The organism is Longimicrobium sp. (genome assembly GCA_036377595.1).
In the GTDB taxonomy this organism is placed as follows: Bacteria; Gemmatimonadota; Gemmatimonadetes; order Longimicrobiales; family Longimicrobiaceae; genus Longimicrobium.
This window is the reverse complement of the sequence record DASUYB010000208.1, coordinates 1-17,866: the sequence shown is the minus strand read 5'-3', so window position 1 is coordinate 17,866 and position 17,866 is coordinate 1. Positions and strand designations below refer to the sequence as shown.

At 68.4% G+C, this 17,866-nt stretch carries 18 protein-coding genes; 11 read left to right on the top strand and 7 right to left on the bottom strand.

What is annotated here, in order from left to right; translation table 11 throughout:
- Position 1 precedes the first annotated feature (1 nt).
- The 5 genes from VF092_31880 to VF092_31860 form a co-directional block, all read right to left on the bottom strand.
- On the bottom strand, positions 2-400 hold the full coding sequence (locus VF092_31880) for an ATP-dependent Clp protease adaptor ClpS (protein ID HEX6751938.1): 399 nt from the start codon (positions 398-400) through the stop codon (positions 2-4).
- Complete coding sequence (locus VF092_31875) at positions 397-777, bottom strand: helix-turn-helix domain-containing protein (GenBank protein ID HEX6751937.1); 381 nt, start codon at positions 775-777, stop codon at positions 397-399. The genes VF092_31880 and VF092_31875 overlap by 4 nt, the downstream gene beginning before the upstream one ends.
- A 244-nt stretch (positions 778-1,021) precedes the next feature.
- A complete protein-coding gene (locus tag VF092_31870; protein HEX6751936.1) occupies positions 1,022-2,128 on the bottom strand; it encodes an SPFH domain-containing protein in 1,107 nt (368 codons plus the stop codon).
- 211 nt (positions 2,129-2,339) lie between these two features.
- The gene (locus tag VF092_31865; GenBank protein ID HEX6751935.1) at positions 2,340-3,290 is read right to left on the bottom strand and encodes a DUF4440 domain-containing protein; all 951 of its coding nucleotides are present in this window, start codon (positions 3,288-3,290) and stop codon (positions 2,340-2,342) included.
- A gap of 265 nt (positions 3,291-3,555) precedes the next feature.
- The gene (locus tag VF092_31860) at positions 3,556-4,005 is read right to left on the bottom strand and encodes a MarR family transcriptional regulator (protein ID HEX6751934.1); all 450 of its coding nucleotides are present in this window, start codon (positions 4,003-4,005) and stop codon (positions 3,556-3,558) included.
- Positions 4,006-4,087: 82 nt separating this feature from the next.
- Here VF092_31860 and VF092_31855 point away from each other — a divergent pair, with 82 nt between their 5' ends.
- The 5 genes from VF092_31855 to VF092_31835 all read left to right on the top strand — a co-directional run bounded on the left by VF092_31855 (position 4,088) and on the right by VF092_31835 (position 8,898).
- Positions 4,088-4,480 (top strand): VOC family protein, encoded by a 393-nt coding sequence (locus tag VF092_31855; GenBank protein ID HEX6751933.1) that lies wholly within the window; start codon positions 4,088-4,090, stop codon positions 4,478-4,480.
- A gap of 128 nt (positions 4,481-4,608) precedes the next feature.
- Positions 4,609-5,214 (top strand): GNAT family protein, encoded by a 606-nt coding sequence (locus tag VF092_31850; protein ID HEX6751932.1) that lies wholly within the window; start codon positions 4,609-4,611, stop codon positions 5,212-5,214.
- The gene (dacB, locus tag VF092_31845) at positions 5,211-6,722 is read left to right on the top strand and encodes a D-alanyl-D-alanine carboxypeptidase/D-alanyl-D-alanine-endopeptidase (GenBank protein ID HEX6751931.1); all 1,512 of its coding nucleotides are present in this window, start codon (positions 5,211-5,213) and stop codon (positions 6,720-6,722) included. Before VF092_31850 ends, dacB begins: the two co-directional genes overlap by 4 nt.
- A gap of 206 nt (positions 6,723-6,928) precedes the next feature.
- Entirely contained in the window at positions 6,929-7,270 is a 342-nt protein-coding gene (locus VF092_31840) for a DUF485 domain-containing protein (protein ID HEX6751930.1), read from the top strand.
- Positions 7,267-8,898, top strand: a complete 1,632-nt coding sequence (locus VF092_31835; protein ID HEX6751929.1) for a cation acetate symporter — start codon at positions 7,267-7,269, stop codon at positions 8,896-8,898. The genes VF092_31840 and VF092_31835 overlap by 4 nt, the downstream gene beginning before the upstream one ends.
- Before the next feature lie 58 nt (positions 8,899-8,956).
- On the opposite strand, the gene VF092_31830 is transcribed toward VF092_31835, so the two are convergent.
- Entirely contained in the window at positions 8,957-10,549 is a 1,593-nt protein-coding gene (locus VF092_31830) for a hypothetical protein (GenBank protein ID HEX6751928.1), read from the bottom strand.
- A gap of 491 nt (positions 10,550-11,040) precedes the next feature.
- Here VF092_31830 and VF092_31825 point away from each other — a divergent pair, with 491 nt between their 5' ends.
- Both VF092_31825 and VF092_31820 read left to right on the top strand, forming a co-directional pair.
- Positions 11,041-12,018 carry a hypothetical protein gene (locus tag VF092_31825; protein HEX6751927.1) on the top strand — a complete coding sequence of 326 codons (978 nt, stop codon included), beginning with the start codon at positions 11,041-11,043 and terminating at the stop codon, positions 12,016-12,018.
- An 8-nt stretch (positions 12,019-12,026) separates the two neighbouring features.
- Entirely contained in the window at positions 12,027-12,602 is a 576-nt protein-coding gene (locus VF092_31820; GenBank protein ID HEX6751926.1) for a choice-of-anchor V domain-containing protein, read from the top strand.
- 214 nt (positions 12,603-12,816) lie between these two features.
- Here VF092_31820 and acs read toward each other — a convergent pair whose 3' ends face one another.
- Positions 12,817-14,835, bottom strand: coding sequence for an acetate--CoA ligase (gene acs, locus VF092_31815; GenBank protein ID HEX6751925.1), 2,019 nt, complete (start codon positions 14,833-14,835; stop codon positions 12,817-12,819).
- Positions 14,836-15,243: 408 nt separating this feature from the next.
- Between acs and VF092_31810 the strand changes: the two genes are divergently transcribed.
- The 4 genes from VF092_31810 to VF092_31795 all read left to right on the top strand — a co-directional run bounded on the left by VF092_31810 (position 15,244) and on the right by VF092_31795 (position 17,562).
- Positions 15,244-16,458, top strand: a complete 1,215-nt coding sequence (locus VF092_31810) for an aminotransferase class I/II-fold pyridoxal phosphate-dependent enzyme (protein HEX6751924.1) — start codon at positions 15,244-15,246, stop codon at positions 16,456-16,458.
- Between the two features lie 86 nt (positions 16,459-16,544).
- The gene (locus tag VF092_31805) at positions 16,545-16,820 is read left to right on the top strand and encodes a hypothetical protein (GenBank protein ID HEX6751923.1); all 276 of its coding nucleotides are present in this window, start codon (positions 16,545-16,547) and stop codon (positions 16,818-16,820) included.
- Positions 16,821-16,822: 2 nt separating this feature from the next.
- Positions 16,823-17,203 carry a type II toxin-antitoxin system VapC family toxin gene (locus VF092_31800; protein HEX6751922.1) on the top strand — a complete coding sequence of 127 codons (381 nt, stop codon included), beginning with the start codon at positions 16,823-16,825 and terminating at the stop codon, positions 17,201-17,203.
- A gap of 89 nt (positions 17,204-17,292) precedes the next feature.
- Positions 17,293-17,562 (top strand): hypothetical protein, encoded by a 270-nt coding sequence (locus VF092_31795; protein HEX6751921.1) that lies wholly within the window; start codon positions 17,293-17,295, stop codon positions 17,560-17,562.
- Positions 17,563-17,866: the final 304 nt, after the last annotated feature.

Here is a 17,866-nt window from a genome sequence, read left to right as displayed (position 1 = left end):
GTTATTCCGGCTGCATCGTCAGGAGCAATGGAAACCCGGCGGCGTTCGCTTCCGTGGTGACGCGTTCGATGCGGGTCTCCGCCTCGTCGCGCGTGTAGGTGCCCGCGACGCCGATCCCCATGTGGTGCACCTGCAGCATCACCCGGGTGGCCTCGGTGGGCGACTTGTCGAAGTGGCGCACCAGGACCTCGACCACGAAGTCCATGCTCGTGTAGTCGTCGTTGTGCAGCAGCACGCGGTACATGGTGGGCCGGCGCGTCCTCGGCCGCTCGGCGACCGCGACGCCCTCCTCGCGCTCCGTCCCCGTGCCGCGCCCTCCGTCCCGCCGCGGGGGCGGCGGATCGTCCTTCCGGCGCGCGTCGATCGGGTAATACACCGGCGGGAGATGAACGTGGCTCATGCCCCGGCGACGGCCGTGGCCTGGGTGCCGCGGGCGCGCTCCACCTCCCAGTAGTGATCCTCGGCCCAGCGGCAGAGCGCGCCCAGCGGCTCCACCAGCGTCTCGCCGAGCGGGCTGAGCGAGTACTCCACGCGCGGCGGGATGACCGCGAAGACCTTGCGCTCGACCAGCCCGTCGCGCTCCAGGCCGCGGAGGGTCTGCGTCAGCATCTTCTGCGACACGCCGCCCACCGTGCGCTGCAGCTCGCCGAAGCGCCGGGTGCCGCGCGCAAGCACGTAGATCACGATCACCGCCCACTTGTCGGCGATCAGGTCCAGCACCTGCCGCGAGCCGCACTGCTCGAGGCACACGTCGCCGCGGGTTTCCGTGATCCCCATGGTTACCATTCGGTGGGTATGGCGCGGCGGGATACTTACCCGCCCACCCGCACCTTGGCAGTATAATGGTGAGCGAGATTCAACAGAAGGACCTCACGCAGGGTTAGCAGGGTCAGCAGCAACTTCAGCGGTTTCTCTGCTGTTTTCTGCTGACTCTGCTAACCCTGCGTGAGATTCCAAGACAGCGCGGCCCCGCCAGGATGTCCGAGCGGGGCCGCGATGCCATCTGCCGAAAACGCCGTGGTTACTGCGGCGGCAGCGGCGGGGGGACGGCGGCGAAGAGCGAGGCGAGCTCGTCCACCTGGCCGGCGGGGGTCCACGCGGCCATCCCCTGCTTCCACACCAGCGTGTCGCGGCCGAGCGCGCCGGCGCCGGCCTGCTGGCGCAGCGCGTCCATCCCGTGCGGGCCGGTCTGCTGGCCGTCCACGGCGACGAAGTAGCTGGACTGCTGCGGGAGCGGCGGCGGCGTGGGGGCGGCGCCGGGCTGCGACCCCTGCTGCCCCAGCGCGGCGGCCATCTGCTGCGCCATCGCGAAGCCCATCCCCATCCCCATCCCCGCGCCGGCGGTGCCGCCGGGGTTCGACGCGGCCAGCGGGATGGACTCGGCGGTCTGGAACCGGGTGTACTCGCCCATGTCGCCGATCACCCCCATGCTGCTGCGCTTGTCGAGCGCCTTCTCGACTTCCTCGGGGAGGGCGATGTTCTCGATCAGGAACTGGGTCAGCTCCAGCCCCCACATCCCGAAGTCCTCGGCCATCTTGCCGCGGATGAACGCGCCGATCTCGTCGTAGCGGCTGGCCAGGTCGAGCATCGGCACCTTCGCCTCGCCGAGCGCATCGATGAAGCGCGAGGTCACCAGCGAGCGCAGTTGCTCGCCCACGTCGCCCGTCTTGAACATGCCGTTCGTCCCCACGATCTGCGCGACGAACTTGGCGGGCTCGATCACGCGGACCACGTAGGTGCCGAACGCGCGGAGGCGCACCGGGCCGAACTCCGGGTCGCGCAGCATCACCGGCGTCTTGGTCCCCCACTTCTGGTCGGTGAACTGCTTGGTGGCCACGAAGAAGACGTCGGCCTTGAAGGGCGAGTCGAAGCCGTACTTCCACCCCAGCAGCGTGGACAGGATGGGGAGGTTCTGCGTGCGCAACTCGTGGCGGCCGGGGCCGAACACGTCGGCCACCTGCCCCTGGTTCACGAACACGGCGGCCTGGCCGGGGCGGACGATCAGCTGCGCGCCGTTCTTGATCTCGTTGTCGTGCCCGTCGAACCGCCACACCATCGTGTCGCCGGTGTCGTCCAGCCACTGGATGATGTCGATCAGCTCGCTCTTGACGAAGTCCCAGAGGCCCATGGGGCGGATTCTCGGTTCCGGGGGGATACTGTGGCGGAGGCGCGCCTCCAAATCTGCGCCGCCGCGTCGGCCGCGCAAGCTTCACTGCATGCGCGGCAGCGATTTACGAGGAATCGGGAGATGGAGTTTCGACGGAGACGGACGGAACGGCGAACGCCCGGCCTTGGGGGCCGGGCGCCGCGCACGTGCCGTTGGGGTGCGAGCCCGCGGGTCAGTGCGCGCCGGGGGCGCGCGAAGTGCCGCCGTCCGCCACGTACAGGAACTGCCCGTTCGGCTGGCGCTGCCAGATGGTGACGTACTTGCTGAAGCTGGCGCCGGCCGGGGTGCCGTCGGGGTTCAGCAGCTGCGTCTTGGCGTAGCCGATGGTGTAGCCCAGGTCGCCGCTGCCGCTGATGCCGCCGGCGATGGGGCCCCAGCTCAGCACGAACCCGGTGCCGTCGCCGAAGCCGCGGCCGATGGCTTCGGGGCCGTAGTCCGGCGTTCCCACGGCGATGGCCGTGGGCGCGGCGAAGGTCACGAACGCCACCTTCGCGTTCTGCGCCAGCGACATCGCGGCGAAGTCGCGGTCGGCCTGCATCACGTCCTCCGCCGTCGCCGCCGACGCGGGGGCGCCCTGCACGCCGTTGTCCGTCGGGGTGCCGAAGCCGGCGGGGGCGTCGATCGACGGGTTGAGGAAGAGGCCGGGGACGTTGGCCTTCACCTTCCACGAGCCGTCCGCCTGCTTCTGCCACCAGGTGATCATGCGCAGGTAGACGGTGACGCCGTTGTCGCGCCGGGTGGTGGTGCCGTAGTCGATGGTGTAGCCGGTGCTGCCGTCGGCCGAGACGTCGGCGCGGACGGCGCTCCACTGGATGGCGCCGAAAAACACCGAGCCCTGCAGGTAGGCGCGCGCCGCCGGGATGCCGGTCAGCACGTCCACGCGCGAGGGGAGGAACTGGACGTCGGCCGTCATCACGCTGGTGAAGCCGTCGACAACGTTCGCCGCGGCGGCCTGGGCCCAGGCCGCGTCGGCGGCGAGGAGCTCCTGCCGCGCCTCCTTGAGGTTCACGCGCCACGACTCGGCGCGCGGCTGCGCCGTCACGGCGACGGGCCCGGGCTGCGACGCATCCGCGCACCCCGCGGCCGCCAGCACGATCATCGCCAACGCTGCATTCGTCTTCATCTTCGCCTCGCTCGCTCCATCCAGGGGATCGGTTCAACCCGCGGGCGTTTCCCGCCGTGGTTGCGAGTTGAACGAGCGTAGGGCGATGCGTGTTGCGCGTTTGCGGCGAGATGCGGGGATTCCGCGGCGGGCTGCGCCGCGGGTGCAGCGAACGGCGGCGTGGAGATTCAGGAATGGAAAGGAGTCTCACGCAGAGGACGCAGAGGTCGCAGAGAACGGCGATTAGTTCTCTGCGACCTCTGCGCCCTCTGCGTGAGATTGCAGTTCAGCGAAGCGCGGTCTCGATGATCTCCGCCGCACGCTCGAGGGTGGCCAGGTCGGCGTCGTCGAGCGTGGCGATGCGCGCGGCGAGGTCGGCGATGCGACGGGCGCGGGCGTCCATCAGGATCCGCCGCCCCTTCTCCGTCGCGCGGACGCGGGCGACGCGGCGGTCGGCGGGGTCCACCTCGCGCTCGACCAGGCCGTCCGCCTCGAGGTTGCGGACGATGCGCGTCATCGACGGCGGCGTGACCTGCTCGGCGGCGGCCAGCTCGCCCAGCGTCCGCGCGCCGCCGAAGACGAGGACGGAGAGCGCGGAAAGGTGCGGCGCCGTCACCCCGCTCTCGTCGTCCTGCCGCCGCACGCGACGGAGCAGGTGGATGCTGGCGGAGTGCAGCCGGTCCGCTGCCGTCTCCACGCGCTCGCGCATCTTCTGGTCGAGATCTTCGATCACCATGCTTGACAATTTAGTTAGCCAAACTAAATAATCAAGAACGTCGATTTGACGGGCATCTCACATCAGCGGGAGGAGGGGGGCGATGAACGGGACATCGACGCCGGTCGGGATCACCGACGTGGGGCAGATCGCCATCAACGTGCACGACGTGCAGCGCGCGATCGGGTTCTACCGCGACGTGCTGGGGCTGCCGTTCCTGTTCGAGATCCCCAACGCGGCCTTCTTCCAGGCAGGCTCGGTGCGGCTCTATCTCGCGAAGCCGGAGACGCCGGAGTTCGACCACGCCGCGTCCGTCGTCTACTACAGGGTGCCCGACATCCGCGCCGCGTACGAGACGCTGCGGGCCGGCGGCGCGCGGGTGGAGGACGAGCCGCACCTGATCGCGCGGATGCCGGACCACGAGCTGTGGATGTGCTTCTTCCGCGACAGCGAGGACAACGTGGCCGCGCTGATGAGCGAGGTGCGGAACAGCTAGTGCGAAGGTGCGAGAGTGCGAAAGTGCGAGAGTGAATCGCCGCCGCCGCGGAGCCTGGCTGGTGCGACAATCCCGCGCAGCGTAGGATTTCCCTCTCGCACCCTCGCACTCTCGCACTTTCGCACCCGATGGATCTCTCGCCCGTCACCCTGGCCGGCCGCCACGTGCGCCTGGTGCCGCTCGCGCCGGAGCACGTGCCCGCGCTGTGGGCGGTGGCGGACGACGAGGACATCTGGCGCTGGACGCTGAACCACCCGCGCTGCGAGGACGACGTGCGGCGGTACGTCGACGAGGCGCTGGAGGCGCGGGCGCGCGGCATCGCCCTCCCCTTCGCCACGACGGAGGCGGCGACGGGGCGGGTGATCGGAAGCACGCGCTTCCACAACGTCGAGGCCGCGCATCGCCGGGTGGAGATCGGGTACACGTGGATCGGGCGGCCGTGGCAGCGCACCCCGGTCAACACCGAGGCGAAGTATCTCATGCTCCGCCACGCGTTCGAGACGTGGGGATGCGTGCGCGTGGAGCTGCGGACCAACGCGCTCAACCAGCGCTCGCGCAACGCGATCCTCCGCCTCGGCGCGAAGGAGGAGGGGACCCTGCGCCGGCACATGGCCAACGACGCGGGCGTCTTTCGCGACACCGTCTATTTCAGCATCCTCGACGACGAGTGGCCCGGGGTGAAGGAGCGCCTCGAGGCCAATCTCGCGCGCCCCTGGACTCCCTCCGGCACATGACGATTCATCTCCCCCGACGCATCGCCACCCTTCTCCTGGCGCCGGCGCTCGCGTCGTGCGCGGCGGCTTCGGCGGCGCCGCCTGCTCCATCCCCCACGCCGACGATGGCGAGGCCGAGCGCGTTCGCGGCGGCGCTGGACTCCATCTTCGGCGACACGACCTTCGCGGGCGCCAACTGGGGCGTGGTGGTGAAGTCGCTGGCGACGGGGGAGACGCTGTACGAGCGGAACGGCGGCAAGATGTTCGTCCCCGCGTCGAACATGAAGATCGTGACGGGGAGCACGGCGCTGGAACTGCTCGGCCCCGACTTCCGCTACCGCACCGCCGTCGCCGCCACCGGGCCCGTCGCGAACGGCGAACTGCGCGGCGACCTGGTGGTGATCGGCAGCGGCGACCCGACCATCGCCGCGGACTTCCACGGCGGCGACGCGCGCGCCGTGTTCCGCGCCTGGGCCGACTCGCTGCGCGCGCACGGCGTCCGCCGCATCACCGGCCGCGTGATCGGCAACGACGACGTGTTCGACGACGTTCCCTGGGGCCGCGGGTGGGCGTGGGACGACATGGACGACGACTACTCGGCGGAGATCGGCGGGCTGGAGTTCAACCTGGGCGTGGTCGGCGTCACCGTCTCCGGCGCCGGCGCGGCGGGAAGCTTCGCGAACGTCGCGCTCGACCCGCCGACCGCGTACGTGCCGACGACGCTCCGTGCGCGGACGGCGGCGCCCGGCGCGGCGGAGAGCATCGCCCTGCGGCGGCAGGAGGACGGCCCGGGCATCCTCATCACCGGCGAGATCCCCGCCGACACGCCGGCGGTGCGCACGAGCTTCACCGTGCGCAACAACACCGCGTACTTCGCCACCGTGCTGCGCGAGACGCTGGTGGCGGCGGGCATCTCCGTCGGCGGCCAGGCGGGCGACCAGGACGAGATCTCGCCGGCGCCCGTGGTGCGCGACACGCTGTTCACGCAGACGTCGCCGCCGCTGGGCGAGATCCTGCACGGGTTCATGAAGCCCAGCCAGAACCAGATCGGCGAGCTGCTGCTGAAGACGGAGGGCCGCGTGCTGCGCGACGAGGGGACGGCGCGCGCGGGAATCGCCGTGATCGACAGCGCCGCTCGCGCGTGGGGGCTGTCGGCGCGGCGCCTGGCGCAGGCGGACGGATCGGGGCTGTCGCGCTACAACCTGGTCGCGCCGTCGTTCCTGATCGCCCTGCTGGAGCACATGCGCCGCAGCCCGCGCTTCGACGTCTTCTACAACGCGCTCCCCGTCGCGGGGGTGGACGGGACGCTGGCCAACCGGATGAAGAACACGCCGCTGCAGGGGAACGTCCACGCGAAGACCGGGACGGTGAGCAACGTCCGCTCGCTCAGCGGCTACATGACCACGGCCGCGGGCGAGCCGATGGTGTTCTCGATGATCGTCAACCACCACACCGTCACCTCGCGCGACGCCGACCGTCTCGCGGAAACAGCGCTGATGCGACTCTACAATCTCCCGCGGAGGCGCTGATCGCTCGTTCGACGGAGATCGCCGGCTCTCACGCGGAGACGCGGAGTCGCGGAGAAACTCAGCCCGTGCGGTGAGCTCTCCGCGACTCCGCGTCTCCGCGTGAGGCCGTCCGTTCTTGTGGAAGACAGGCCGGGCGCGTACCATGCGTTCCCAATCTCCAGCCCAGTGCAGGACGGACCGCCGCCCAACCCTCGCCGGAGCGCGCGATGCCTGATCCCACGCCGCATCCCCATCCCCCCACCGCGCCAGACTGGCCCGCGATCGAGGCGGAGCCCGCCTTCCGCGACTTGGTCGGCGCCAAGCGGCGGTTCATCCTCCCCGCCACCGTCTTCTTCATCGTCTACTACTTCGCCCTTCCCGTCCTCGTGGGCTACTTCCCGGGGATGATGGAGAAGGACGTGATCGGGGAGATCAACGTGGCCTATCTCTTCGCCCTGTCGCAGTTCGCGATGGCGTGGGTGGTAATGGCGATGTACGTCCGCCGCGCACGCGACTTCGACGCGCGCGAGCACGAGATCGTGGGCCGGCACGCGGGGAGGGCCTCGTGAGCACCGCGCTGGTGATGTTCATCGCCTTCATCCTCCTCACGCTCGGCATCACGTACTGGGCGTCGCGGCGCACGCATACGACGACGGAGTTCTACAGCGCCGGGCGCAGCATCACCGGCTTCCAGAACGGGTGGGCGGTGGCGGGCGACTACATGTCGGCGGCGTCGTTCCTGGGGATCGCGGGGCTGATCGCCTTCTACGGCTACGACGGGTTCATGTACTCGGTGGGCTGGCTGGTCGCCTACCTGACCGTGCTCCTCCTCGTCGCCGAGCCGCTGCGCAACACGGGGCGGTACACGATGGCCGACGTGCTGGCGTTCCGCTTCCGCCAGCCGGCGGTGCGCACCGTGGCCGCCATCTCCACCCTCGTCGTCTCCCTGGTCTACATGATCGCGCAGATGGTGGGCGCCGGCTCTATCGTCTCGCTGCTGATCCCGCAGATCGGCTTCCGCACCGCCATCGTCATCGTGGGCGTGCTGATGCTCGTCTACGTGATCTTCGGGGGGATGCTGGCCACGACGTGGGTGCAGATCATCAAGGCGGTGCTGCTGATGGGCGGCACCATCCTGCTGTCGATCCTGGTGATGGCGCGCTTCGGCTTCTCGCTGACCGAGTTCTTCGGCGCCGTGGCGAAGGTGACGGGGAAGTACTGCGAGGTGGGCGCGCTGAAGGACGGCGCCTGCCCCGGCGGCGGCGCGCCGGTGACGCGCGACTTCACCCAGCCGGGGCTGTACTACCACGGGAAGTGGGGCCCGCTGTCGCTGATCTCGCTGGGCGTGGCACTGATCTTCGGCACCGCCGGGTTGCCGCACATCCTGGTGCGCTTCTACACGGTGCCGTCGTCCAAGGCCGCGCGGACGAGCGTGGTCTGGGCGATGATCCTGATCGGCTCGTTCTACATCATGACCACGTTCCTGGGCTTCGGCGCGGCCACGCTGGTCGGCAAGCAGAACATCGGGGTGATGAAGGACGGCGCGCTGGTGCCCAACCAGAACCTGGCCGCGCCGCTGCTGGCCGAGAAGCTGGGCGGCGAGGTGTTCCTCTCCTTCGTCGCGGCCATCGCCTTCGCGACGATCCTGGCCGTGGTCGCGGGGCTGACGATCGCCAGCTCGAGCGCGTTCGCGCACGACATCTGGTTCAGCGTGGTCAAGCGCGGCCGCAGCTTCGTGGACCGCGAGCAGGTGCTGGTGGCCCGCATCGCCGCCGCGTGCATCGGCGCGCTCTCCATCGTCCTGGCGATTTCGCTGCGGACGCTGAACGTGGCCTTCCTGGTCGGCCTCGCCTTCGCCGTCGCGGCGAGCGCGAACGTTCCCGCGATCCTGCTGACGCTGTACTGGCGCCGGTTCAACACCAACGGGATGGTGGCGGGGATGGTGGTGGGCCTGCTCGCCTCGGTCGTCCTCATCATCCTGAGCCCCGCGGTGATGGGGATCGACGCGCCGACGGCCGCGACGAAGCACCTGATCCAGGCCGAGCCCATCTTCCCGCTCGACAACCCGGCGATCGTGTCGGTGCCGCTGGGGTTCCTGGCGGCGGTTCTAGGCTCGCTCCTGACACGCGCCCGCCCGGACGCCGAGCTCTACAGCGAGCTCAACGTCCGCGCGAACACGGGGCTGGGGGCGGTGTGAACGCGCTCCGGACTGACCGAAGAAGTGCTCACGGCCATTCGCCTCAATCGGTCCGGGATCAATGCTGGGTTGTCGTGGGATTCAGGCTTTTCGACCCGACCACGATTCCAATGTAGAAGTCCGGAGGCCAGTTACGCCTCCGGTGCACGACCAGATCCGTGGGAATTGAATCAGTGCGTGCGATCCGCAGGTGATCCACGTTCGGTGGCAGAGAGAACTGATCCTGACCCCCGAGCAAGTTCCCCACGAAGATCCGCAGATCGTCGCGTCCGAAGTGAAACACCGGCGCGACGATCCGTGTGGTGGCACCGCCGGCGTCGCTACTGAGCACCGCGAACTCAGTACCCAGACCCACCAAGAAGCCACTTCTCGCTACCCAATTCAACGAGAGGCCCGTGGAAAGCGCCGGTCGCCATACCAGGTGACGGTTCTCGACAACATCGAGAGAATCCGCGATCAGTACACCTTGAGGGGTGAACGCCGCGCGCGTCACCACATCGTGCACCTGGGTTCCCGCGAATCCAGCGGCACCGGTGACGGTCAGTAGGAATCCACGAAACCGGTCAACCAGTACGATTTCGGAACCGGACTGCGCGTTCGGAATCCCCGCGTTCGGGACCCAGTCCAACTCGAGGTTTCGCGAGCGTCCTCGCCCGCCGCTGACAGTCGTTTGAACGATGGCAATGCTGTCCGATCGGGCGATCACGTCCGCCCAGCGTGCAGCGTCCCGCAACCCGGCCGTGACGCTGGCGAGCCCATCGGAGGTGAAATCGTTGTCGTACGCGATCTGGGCCGAGTTTATCAGTTGGGTGAGGCTTACGAGCAGCGCGTTCCGGTAGTTGGTGATTGCTTCCTGCTGGCCAGGATCCCACCCTGCCGTGGAGATCGCGAGGCTTTGCAGGGTGTCTCGAAGCGGTGTCGCACGCTGCACGTAGCTACGTAGCAGCGCCCGGGACTCCGCGTACGCCTGTCCTGCCGTCGCAGCCCCAAGTGTCATGAAAGCACCCCACGTTGGTGAAGAAGTCAGCTCATCGATGCACCGCTGCGCATTCCGCAACTGGGTCGGCCGGACGGGAGGAAGCACCTCTTTAAGTGCGTTTCGTACAGTCCGCCGAAGAAATACGGCATTCTCTGCGACAGCCCAGTAGTCGTTCGGTTGCATGGTAAGCGTGCTCATCCTGGGAGCATACCCGTCGCAGATGACGTCCATCTCCGGCCGCTTCGCCGCTCTCGCGCTGGCGATCTCCTCCAGAAGCCGGTTCGCCAAGTCGAGATGCTCGACGATGTGATACCGGTTCTGAGCCCGCTTCGTCATGGTGTCCGGCTCTTCCTTATTCGCGACCGAAACGAAGATCGGGAAGGCGGGTCGCTGCGGGATGTTGTTGTCTAGAAGCACCGGGCGAGCCGGGGCCGCAATGCTCTGGGTCGATGAATCCGACGGTGCTGGGACTCGCGGGGCCGTCGCGACCGAATCGACTGTCACGGATGCGGATCTGAGCGAGTACTGCGCGACAGCCGGATTGGCTCCGCGTACCGTGACGCGAACCACTGCACCGGTATGCAGCGTGGTCTCGCAGGGAAGCGTGTCGCCCTTCAGCCGCCACTGCACATGAACGATGTCACCATTCGCGTTGTTGCAGCGGTTCTTCACCGTCTGGTGCCGTTGTGCCGCGAGCGGCGAGCATACGAGGGACACCGTCGCAACCATAACGGTTGTACACCACGACACCTCCCGACGGATGGCTTTCCGTTTGAGGCGGGGGATCTCGCGGAGCGCTGACCGCGGTCCACGATAGCGGTTGAGTGTGGCGGTGTTGTCCGATGAAGTATGCATGGTATGCTCTTCCTGATAAACGCAGGAGGTGCTGCGCCCTTGAAAGGCGGCGCGGAACGAACAAACAGATGGCCGGCAGCAGCGGATTTTCCGTGGATGGGTTTTTCTCGCGAAAGCTGTGAATCATCAGCGAGAAGGGCGTCTCGCAGTGAGGCATTAATTACCGATGGTGCAAAGTCTCGCCTCGCATCAAACTGCGCGTTGATCTCCTGCCGAACGGTTGACATCTGCAGCTTCGCAAGCATCATGGATCCTAGGCATTCGGCCCCACCGCGAATTCGCCAATGGATCCAACCGGGAGAGCTATGATGTTGAACAAAACCGTCATCCTTGCGCTTTCGGCGGCGAGCGTCGCGGCTGGCTCCTACCAGCAGGTCGAGATCCGCGAGTGGCCAGTGCCCTGGGAGCAGAGCCGGCCGCGCGATCCGTACGTGGACGGGCAGGGGCGGGTGTGGTTCGTGGGGCAGCGGGGGAACTACGTCGCCTACCTCGAACCGGCGAGCGGGCAGTTCCGTCGCTACGAGCTCGAGGACGGCGCGCTGCCGCACAACCTGGTCGTGGGTCGCGACGGCGCGGTGTGGTATGCGGGGAACGGGAACGGCTCGATCGGCCGGCTGGACCCTGCGACGGGACAGATCCGCATCATCCGCATGCCCGACGCGGCCGCGCGCGACCCGCACACGCTCATCCAGGCGCCGAACGGCGACTTCTGGTTCACCGTGCAGGGCGGCAACTTCGTCGGGCGGATGAGCGCGGGCGGCGAGGTGCGGCTGGTGCGGATGCCGACGCCGGGATCGCGGCCGTACGGGATCGTGCTGGACGCGCGCGGGCGGCCGTGGTTCAACCTGTTCGGCACCAACAAGGTGGGCACCATCGACCCGGCCACGATGCAGCTCACCGAGGTGGCGATGCCGCGCGAGTCGGCGCGCGGGCGGCGCATCGGCATCACCTCGGACGGGAAGCTGTGGTACGTGGACTACGCGGGCGGCTACCTCGGGCGCTACGACCCGGCCACGCGGCAGTTCAAGGAGTGGCAGATGCCCGGCGGCGCCCAAGCGCGCCCCTACGCGATGGCGGTCGACGACACCGACAAGATCTGGGCGGTAGAGACAGGTGCGCAGCCGAACCGCTTCGTCGGCTTCGATCCCCGGACGGAGCAGTTCTTCGGCATCACTCCGATTCCCAGCGGCGGCGGCGTGGTGCGGCACATGTTCTTCCACCGGCCCGCGCGCGAGATCTGGTTCGGCACGGACAACAACACCATCGGCCGCGCGAAGCTGCCGTGAGGTACCGCGTGCCGCTGCTCGCCGGGGCGATCGGGTTCGCGCTCGCCGGCGGGGCGTCGATCGGGCGCGCGGATCACCCCGGACCGGCGTTTCCCGATGGGCCGCCGCTCGCGCGGACGGGCGGGTTCGGCGAGCAGACCTGCCACGCCTGCCACTTCGATGGGGAGGAGAACGCGGCGGGCGGATCGCTCACCATCTCCGGCCTGCCGCAGGGCTACGTGCCGGGGCAGACGTATCGCATCACCATCGCGCTGCAGCGCGGGGCGATGCAGGCGGGCGGGTTCCAACTGGCGGCGCGGGTCAAGGATGGGCCGTCGGCGGGGAAGCAGGCTGGGACACTGCGCACGACGGACGATCGCGTGCAGGTGAAGGCAGCGCCGTCGGGCGTGCAGTACGCCAGCCACACGCGGCCTGGAATCCAGCTCACCACCGCCGGCCGCGTCGAGTGGACGGTGGAGTGGACGGCGCCCGATCCGGCCGCGGGCGAGGTCGTCTTCCACGCCGCGGGGACATCGGCGAACAAGGACGACTCGCCGCTGGGAGATTTCATCTACACGACGATGCAGAGCTCGCGGCCGCGGTAGATCGAATCCCCGCGGTCAGGTGTCGATGCGGGTTGGAGATGATCGTGCGGCGTCGATGATAGATCCTTCGGCCTGCAAGCGGTTGCGTAGACGCCGGTTACGGTCTGGCCGGCCTCAGGATGACGTCTCTCCCAAGACTGCGTGTCGCCCCCAATGAAGAAGAGGCGCCGACTTCGCGTCGGCGCCTCCTTACTTATCTCCACTCCTGAAGTGATCACCCTTCGCGGGATTCGTACTCGCCCTTGAGGCGGGCGACGACGCTTGGATCGGCGAGGGTGGTCGTGTCGCCCAGCGCGCGGCCTTCGGCGATGTCCTTGAGGAGGCGGCGCATGATCTTGCCCGATCTTGTCTTGGGCAGATCGCCGGCAAAGAGGATGGCGTCGGGGCGGGCGATGGCGCCGATCTTCCGTACCACGTGGTCGCTCAGCTCGCGCTTGAGCTCCTCGGTGGGCGTCTGCCCCTCCTTCAACGTCACGAAGGCGGCCACGGCCTGGCCCTTCAGCTCGTGCGCCTTCCCCACCACCGCGGCTTCCGCGACGGCCGGATGGTCGACCAGCGCGGACTCCACCTCCATGGTGCCGATGCGGTGGCCGGCCACGTTCAGCACGTCGTCGATGCGGCCGATCACCCAGAAGTAGCCGCGCTCGTCGCGCTTGGCGCCATCGCCGGGGAAGTAGACGCTCTCGCCCGGCTGCGCGTCGTCTCCCGAGGAAACCGTCTTCCCCTCCCACTTGCTCCAGTAGGTGTTGCGGTAGCGCTCGGGGTCGCCCCAGATGCCGCGCAGCATCGACGGCCAAGGGCGGCGGAGGGCCAGGAATCCCCCGCCCTGCGGCACCACCTCGCCGTTCAGCGTCAGGATCTCCGCGCGGATGCCGGGGAAGGGCGTCGTCGCGGACCCGGGCACCGTCTCCGTCACGCCGGGGAGCGGGGTGATCATGATCGCCCCCGTCTCCGTCTGCCACCAGGTGTCGACGATGGGGCAGCGCTCGTGGCCGATGTGCTTGTGGTACCAGATCCACGCCTCGGGGTTGATGGGCTCGCCCACCGTGCCCAGCAGCCGGAGCGAGGAGAGGTCGTGCCGGGCCGGATGCTCCGTCCCCCACTTCATGAACGCGCGGATGGCGGTCGGCGCGGTGTAGAAGATGGTGACGCGGTAGTCCTCGATCAGCTTCCAGAAGCGCGCGCGGTCGGGCCAGTCGGGCGCGCCCTCGTACATCAGCACGGTGGCGCCGTTGGCCAGCGGGCCGTAGACGATGTACGAGTGCCCCGTCACCCAGCCCACGTCGGCCGTGCACCAGTAGATGTCGTCGTCCTTGAGGTCGAACACCCACTTGGTGGTCGCGTAGCACTGCGTGAGGTAGCCGCCGGTGGTGTGCATGATCCCCTTCGGCTTCCCCGTCGTGCCGGAGGTGTAGAGGATGTACAGCAGGTCCTCGCTGTCCATCTCCTCCGCCGGACACTCCTCCGACTCGCCGGCGACCAGGTCGTGCCACCAGACGTCGCGGCCGTCCTTCATCTTCGCGTCACCCATCGCCTCGCCGCCGGCGCCGTGGCGGCGGACGACGACCACGTGCTGGATGGTGGGGCAGCCACCCTCCTCCTCCACCGCCTCGTCGGCCGCGCGCTTCAGGGCGACGGTTCCGCCGCGGCGGTATCCCCCGTCGGCGGTGATCAGCACGCGCGCCTCGGCGTCGCGGATGCGGTCGCGCAGGCTCTCGGCGCTGAATCCCCCGAACACCACGCTGTGCGGCGCGCCGATGCGGGCGCAGGCGAGCATGGCGATGGCCGCCTCGGGGATCATGGGGAGGTAGATGGCGACGCGGTCGCCCTTCTTCACCCCTAGCTTCTTCAGCGCGTTGGCGGCCTTCGCCACCTCGCGCCGGAGCTCGGCGTAGGTGAAGGCGCGCCGGTCGCCCGGCTCGCCCTCCCACATCATCGCCGTCCTGCCGCCGCGGCCGTCCTCGACGTGACGGTCCAGGCAGTTGTAGCTGGCGTTGATCCGTCCCCCGATGAACCACTTGCTGAACGGCGGCTCCCACTCCAGCACGCGGTCCCACCTGTGGAACCAGTGCAGCTGCTCGGCCCAGCGCGCCCAGTACGCCTCGGGATCCTGCTCTGCCTCGGCGTAGACGGCGCGGTCGCGCACGTGCGCCCGCGCGGCGAAATCGGGCGGCGGCGGGAAGGTGCGGTCTTCCTGGAGCAGGGTGTCGAGCGTCTGTTCCGTGGATGCCATCGTGGGTCTCCGGCCGCGCGGCGAAGGGTCGTTCGGTTCGATCGGGATCAGGGGGACGGATGATGCGTCCCGCGCGAGCCACGCCGCAAGTCCCTCGCCGGGGCGCAATCAGGCAGTCGCGCTGCGGGGGATGGGGATCACGATCCGGAACGGGGCTGATCGAAACGGGGATCGACCGCGATCGAGGGAAAGACGACGGGGGAACCAGGGGGAGGACGATGAGGCTGAAACCGCGGCTACAACGGCACACAGTCCGCCTCCGCGGACTTCCGGATCAACCAATATTACGTCGCGTAAGGAGGCATCCGTGTGGTGGACGCGGTGATGGCGACTTGCTTCCGCGCGACGACGGTGCGAAGGTTCGGGACCGGTCGAGCGTCGTCCATCCTCCCCATCCACAAGACCCGAATGTCCACGCTCCTGAGTCCGCACGCGCGCGTGTCGCGCAAGGCCGCGCGCTTCACCGAGTCGGTGATCCGCGAGATGACGCGCGAGGCGCTGAAGCACGGCGCGGTGAACCTGTCGCAGGGCTTCCCCGACTTCGCCGCGCCCGAGGCGATCAAGGAGGCGGCCGCGCGCGCCATCGCCGCCGACGTCAACCAGTACGCCATCACCTGGGGCTCCAAGGACCTGCGCGACGCCATCGCCGATAAAGCGGGCTGGCACCTGGGGCTGGACGTGGACCCCGAGCGCGAGATCGTGGTCACCTGCGGCTCGACCGAGGCGATGATCGCGGCGATGATGGCCACGGTGGACCCGGGCGACGAGGTGATCGTCTTCGAGCCCTTCTACGAGAACTACGGGCCGGACGCCATCCTCGCCGATGCCACGCCGCGCTACGTGCCGCTGCGGTGGCCCGACTGGAGCTTCGACCGCGACGAGCTGAGCGCCGCGTTCACCGACCGCACGCGCGCCATCATCCTCTGCAACCCCAACAACCCCACGGGGAAGGTGTTCAGCCGCGAGGAGATGGAGTTCATCGCCGGGCTGTGCGTGGAGCACGACGTGCTCTGCTTCTCGGACGAGATCTACGAGCACATCCTCTACCCGGCCGGCGAGCGGCCCTGCGAGCACATCTCCATGGCGCAGATGGAGGGGATGCGCGAGCGGACGGTGGTGATCAACTCGATGTCGAAGACGTACTCGGTGACCGGGTGGCGGGTGGGATGGGCGATCGCGCCGGCGGAGATCACGAGCGGGATCCGCAAGGTGCACGACTTCCTGACGGTGGGCGCGGCGGCGCCGCTGCAGGCCGCGGGCGCGCACGCGCTGCGGATGTCGCGCGAGTACTACGACGAGCTGCAGGCCGCCTACCGCCGCCGGCGCGACTTCCTGTGCGGCGCGCTGCGCGAGGCCGGGTTCGCGTTCACCGACCCCGACGGGGCGTACTACGTGATGACCGACATCACCCCGTTCGCGCACCTGGGGCACGCGGACGACGTGGAGTTCACCCGCTGGCTGGTGCGCGACGTGGGGGTGGCGGTGGTACCCGGCTCGTCGTTCTACTTCGCCGACCACGCGCGCGAGCTGGGCGGCGACCGCCAGGTGCGCTTCTGCTTCTGCAAGACCGACGCGACCCTCACCGCCGCCGCCGAACGGCTGGCGACGCTGGCGCGGCGGTGAGATGGACGGATGGGCACGAGGCCGGCAGATTACAATTGTCACCTTGGCGAGCACCGTCCGGATGGCAGGAACAAGTCCGATGGAGGATGGACGTGACCCTCACCCTTGATCTGCCCAACGAGCTCGAGCGCGCTCTGGCTGCCGAGGCCGCCGAGCTCGGGATCCCTCTCGAGGAATATGCGCTTCGCGTGCTGGCGGAGGGCCGCGTTTCTGCTGACGAGAGCCCGATTGCCCGGACCGGTGCGGAGCTGGTCGACTTCTGGAGGCGTGAAGGTTTGATCGGCGATCGGCCGGACATCACCGATTCGGTGGAGTACGCGCGAGAGCTGCGGCGGCGGGCGGAGCGCCGGATCCGCGAATAGCCGTGTACCTGCTGGATACCGACGTTCTCATCGACGTTCAGCGTGGCTATGCGCCGGCTGCGGAATGGCTCTACTCGCTCCCGGAATCGCCCGCGGTTCCGGGCTTCGTGGTCATGGAGCTGGTACAGTCGGCGAGGAACACGCGTGAAGTAGAACGGGCGCTGCGATTCGTCTCGCGGATGCCGGTGGTCTGGCCGGATCGTGAAAGCTGCGCGAGAGCGCTCACGATCTTCTCCACCCTTCACCTGTCGCAAAGCCTCGGCTTGCTCGATTCGCTCATCGCGACGACGGCGATCGAGATCGGAGCCGAGCTGTGTACGTTCAACGTGAAGCACTTCCGTTCGGTGCCGGGCCTCGTGACCGTACAGCCGTACGTGAAGTGACGCGGTGGCGTGCGCATCGTGACGGCATCGGCGCGAGGCGCTAGGTTGTAGATGGCCGAACGTTTCCCGCCCACCTCGTTCCACCGCGCATGTCCGAGCACGAGCCCAACGCGAACGAGCACCTGGAGCGCGCCCGCGAGATGCTGTGGGAGGCCATCCAGACGCTGGAGGAGGCACAGCGGGTGATGTTCAAGGCCGGCGACCGCTACGTGGCCGAGGTGTGGGGCGACGGCGTGCGCGCCGTGCTGGACCTGACCGAGAAGATCACCGACCTGTCCGGCGACCTGACCAAGGTCCACATCGAGATCGGCCGCCTCGGGAAGCGCGACCTCGGCCGGCCTCCCGAATCCACAGCCTGATCGCGCTGAGAATCGACGGGCGCCGCACGAGGATCTCGTGCGGCGCCCGCTTTTCTTGAGGCCTCTCACAGCAGGCGTTCGACAGTTCCGGCTACATGCGAGACCCAGGATTGGCGCCAATCCTGGGTTTTTCGCGCTCAAAACACTGGATTTACCGATTTTTTGTTGTACACGGATTTTCGATGTGCATTGACTCAGCAACAGGCATGCACCTATCCTGTTGCACATGTACCTGCGCGAGGTCGTCTCACCCCGCAAGCGCGGCCCCGACGCCCGCTACCTCCAGCTGGTCGAGGGCGAGCGC

Bases quoted from the DNA above. Each gene is read 5' to 3' on its own strand.
- VF092_31880 (HEX6751938.1), bottom strand. From the start codon at position 400: ATGAGCCACGTTCATCTCCCGCCGGTGTATTACCCGATCGACGCGCGC.
- VF092_31875 (HEX6751937.1), bottom strand. From the start codon at position 777: ATGGGGATCACGGAAACCCGCGGCGACGTGTGCCTCGAGCAGTGCGGC.
- VF092_31870 (HEX6751936.1), bottom strand. From the start codon at position 2,128: ATGGGCCTCTGGGACTTCGTCAAGAGCGAGCTGATCGACATCATCCAG.
- VF092_31865 (HEX6751935.1), bottom strand. From the start codon at position 3,290: ATGAAGACGAATGCAGCGTTGGCGATGATCGTGCTGGCGGCCGCGGGG.
- VF092_31860 (HEX6751934.1), bottom strand. From the start codon at position 4,005: ATGGTGATCGAAGATCTCGACCAGAAGATGCGCGAGCGCGTGGAGACG.
- VF092_31855 (HEX6751933.1), top strand. From the start codon at position 4,088: ATGAACGGGACATCGACGCCGGTCGGGATCACCGACGTGGGGCAGATC.
- VF092_31850 (HEX6751932.1), top strand. From the start codon at position 4,609: ATGGATCTCTCGCCCGTCACCCTGGCCGGCCGCCACGTGCGCCTGGTG.
- dacB (HEX6751931.1), top strand. From the start codon at position 5,211: ATGACGATTCATCTCCCCCGACGCATCGCCACCCTTCTCCTGGCGCCG.
- VF092_31840 (HEX6751930.1), top strand. From the start codon at position 6,929: ATGCCTGATCCCACGCCGCATCCCCATCCCCCCACCGCGCCAGACTGG.
- VF092_31825 (HEX6751927.1), top strand. From the start codon at position 11,041: ATGTTGAACAAAACCGTCATCCTTGCGCTTTCGGCGGCGAGCGTCGCG.
- acs (HEX6751925.1), bottom strand. From the start codon at position 14,835: ATGGCATCCACGGAACAGACGCTCGACACCCTGCTCCAGGAAGACCGC.
- VF092_31810 (HEX6751924.1), top strand. From the start codon at position 15,244: ATGTCCACGCTCCTGAGTCCGCACGCGCGCGTGTCGCGCAAGGCCGCG.
- VF092_31805 (HEX6751923.1), top strand. From the start codon at position 16,545: ATGGACGTGACCCTCACCCTTGATCTGCCCAACGAGCTCGAGCGCGCT.
- VF092_31795 (HEX6751921.1), top strand. From the start codon at position 17,293: ATGTCCGAGCACGAGCCCAACGCGAACGAGCACCTGGAGCGCGCCCGC.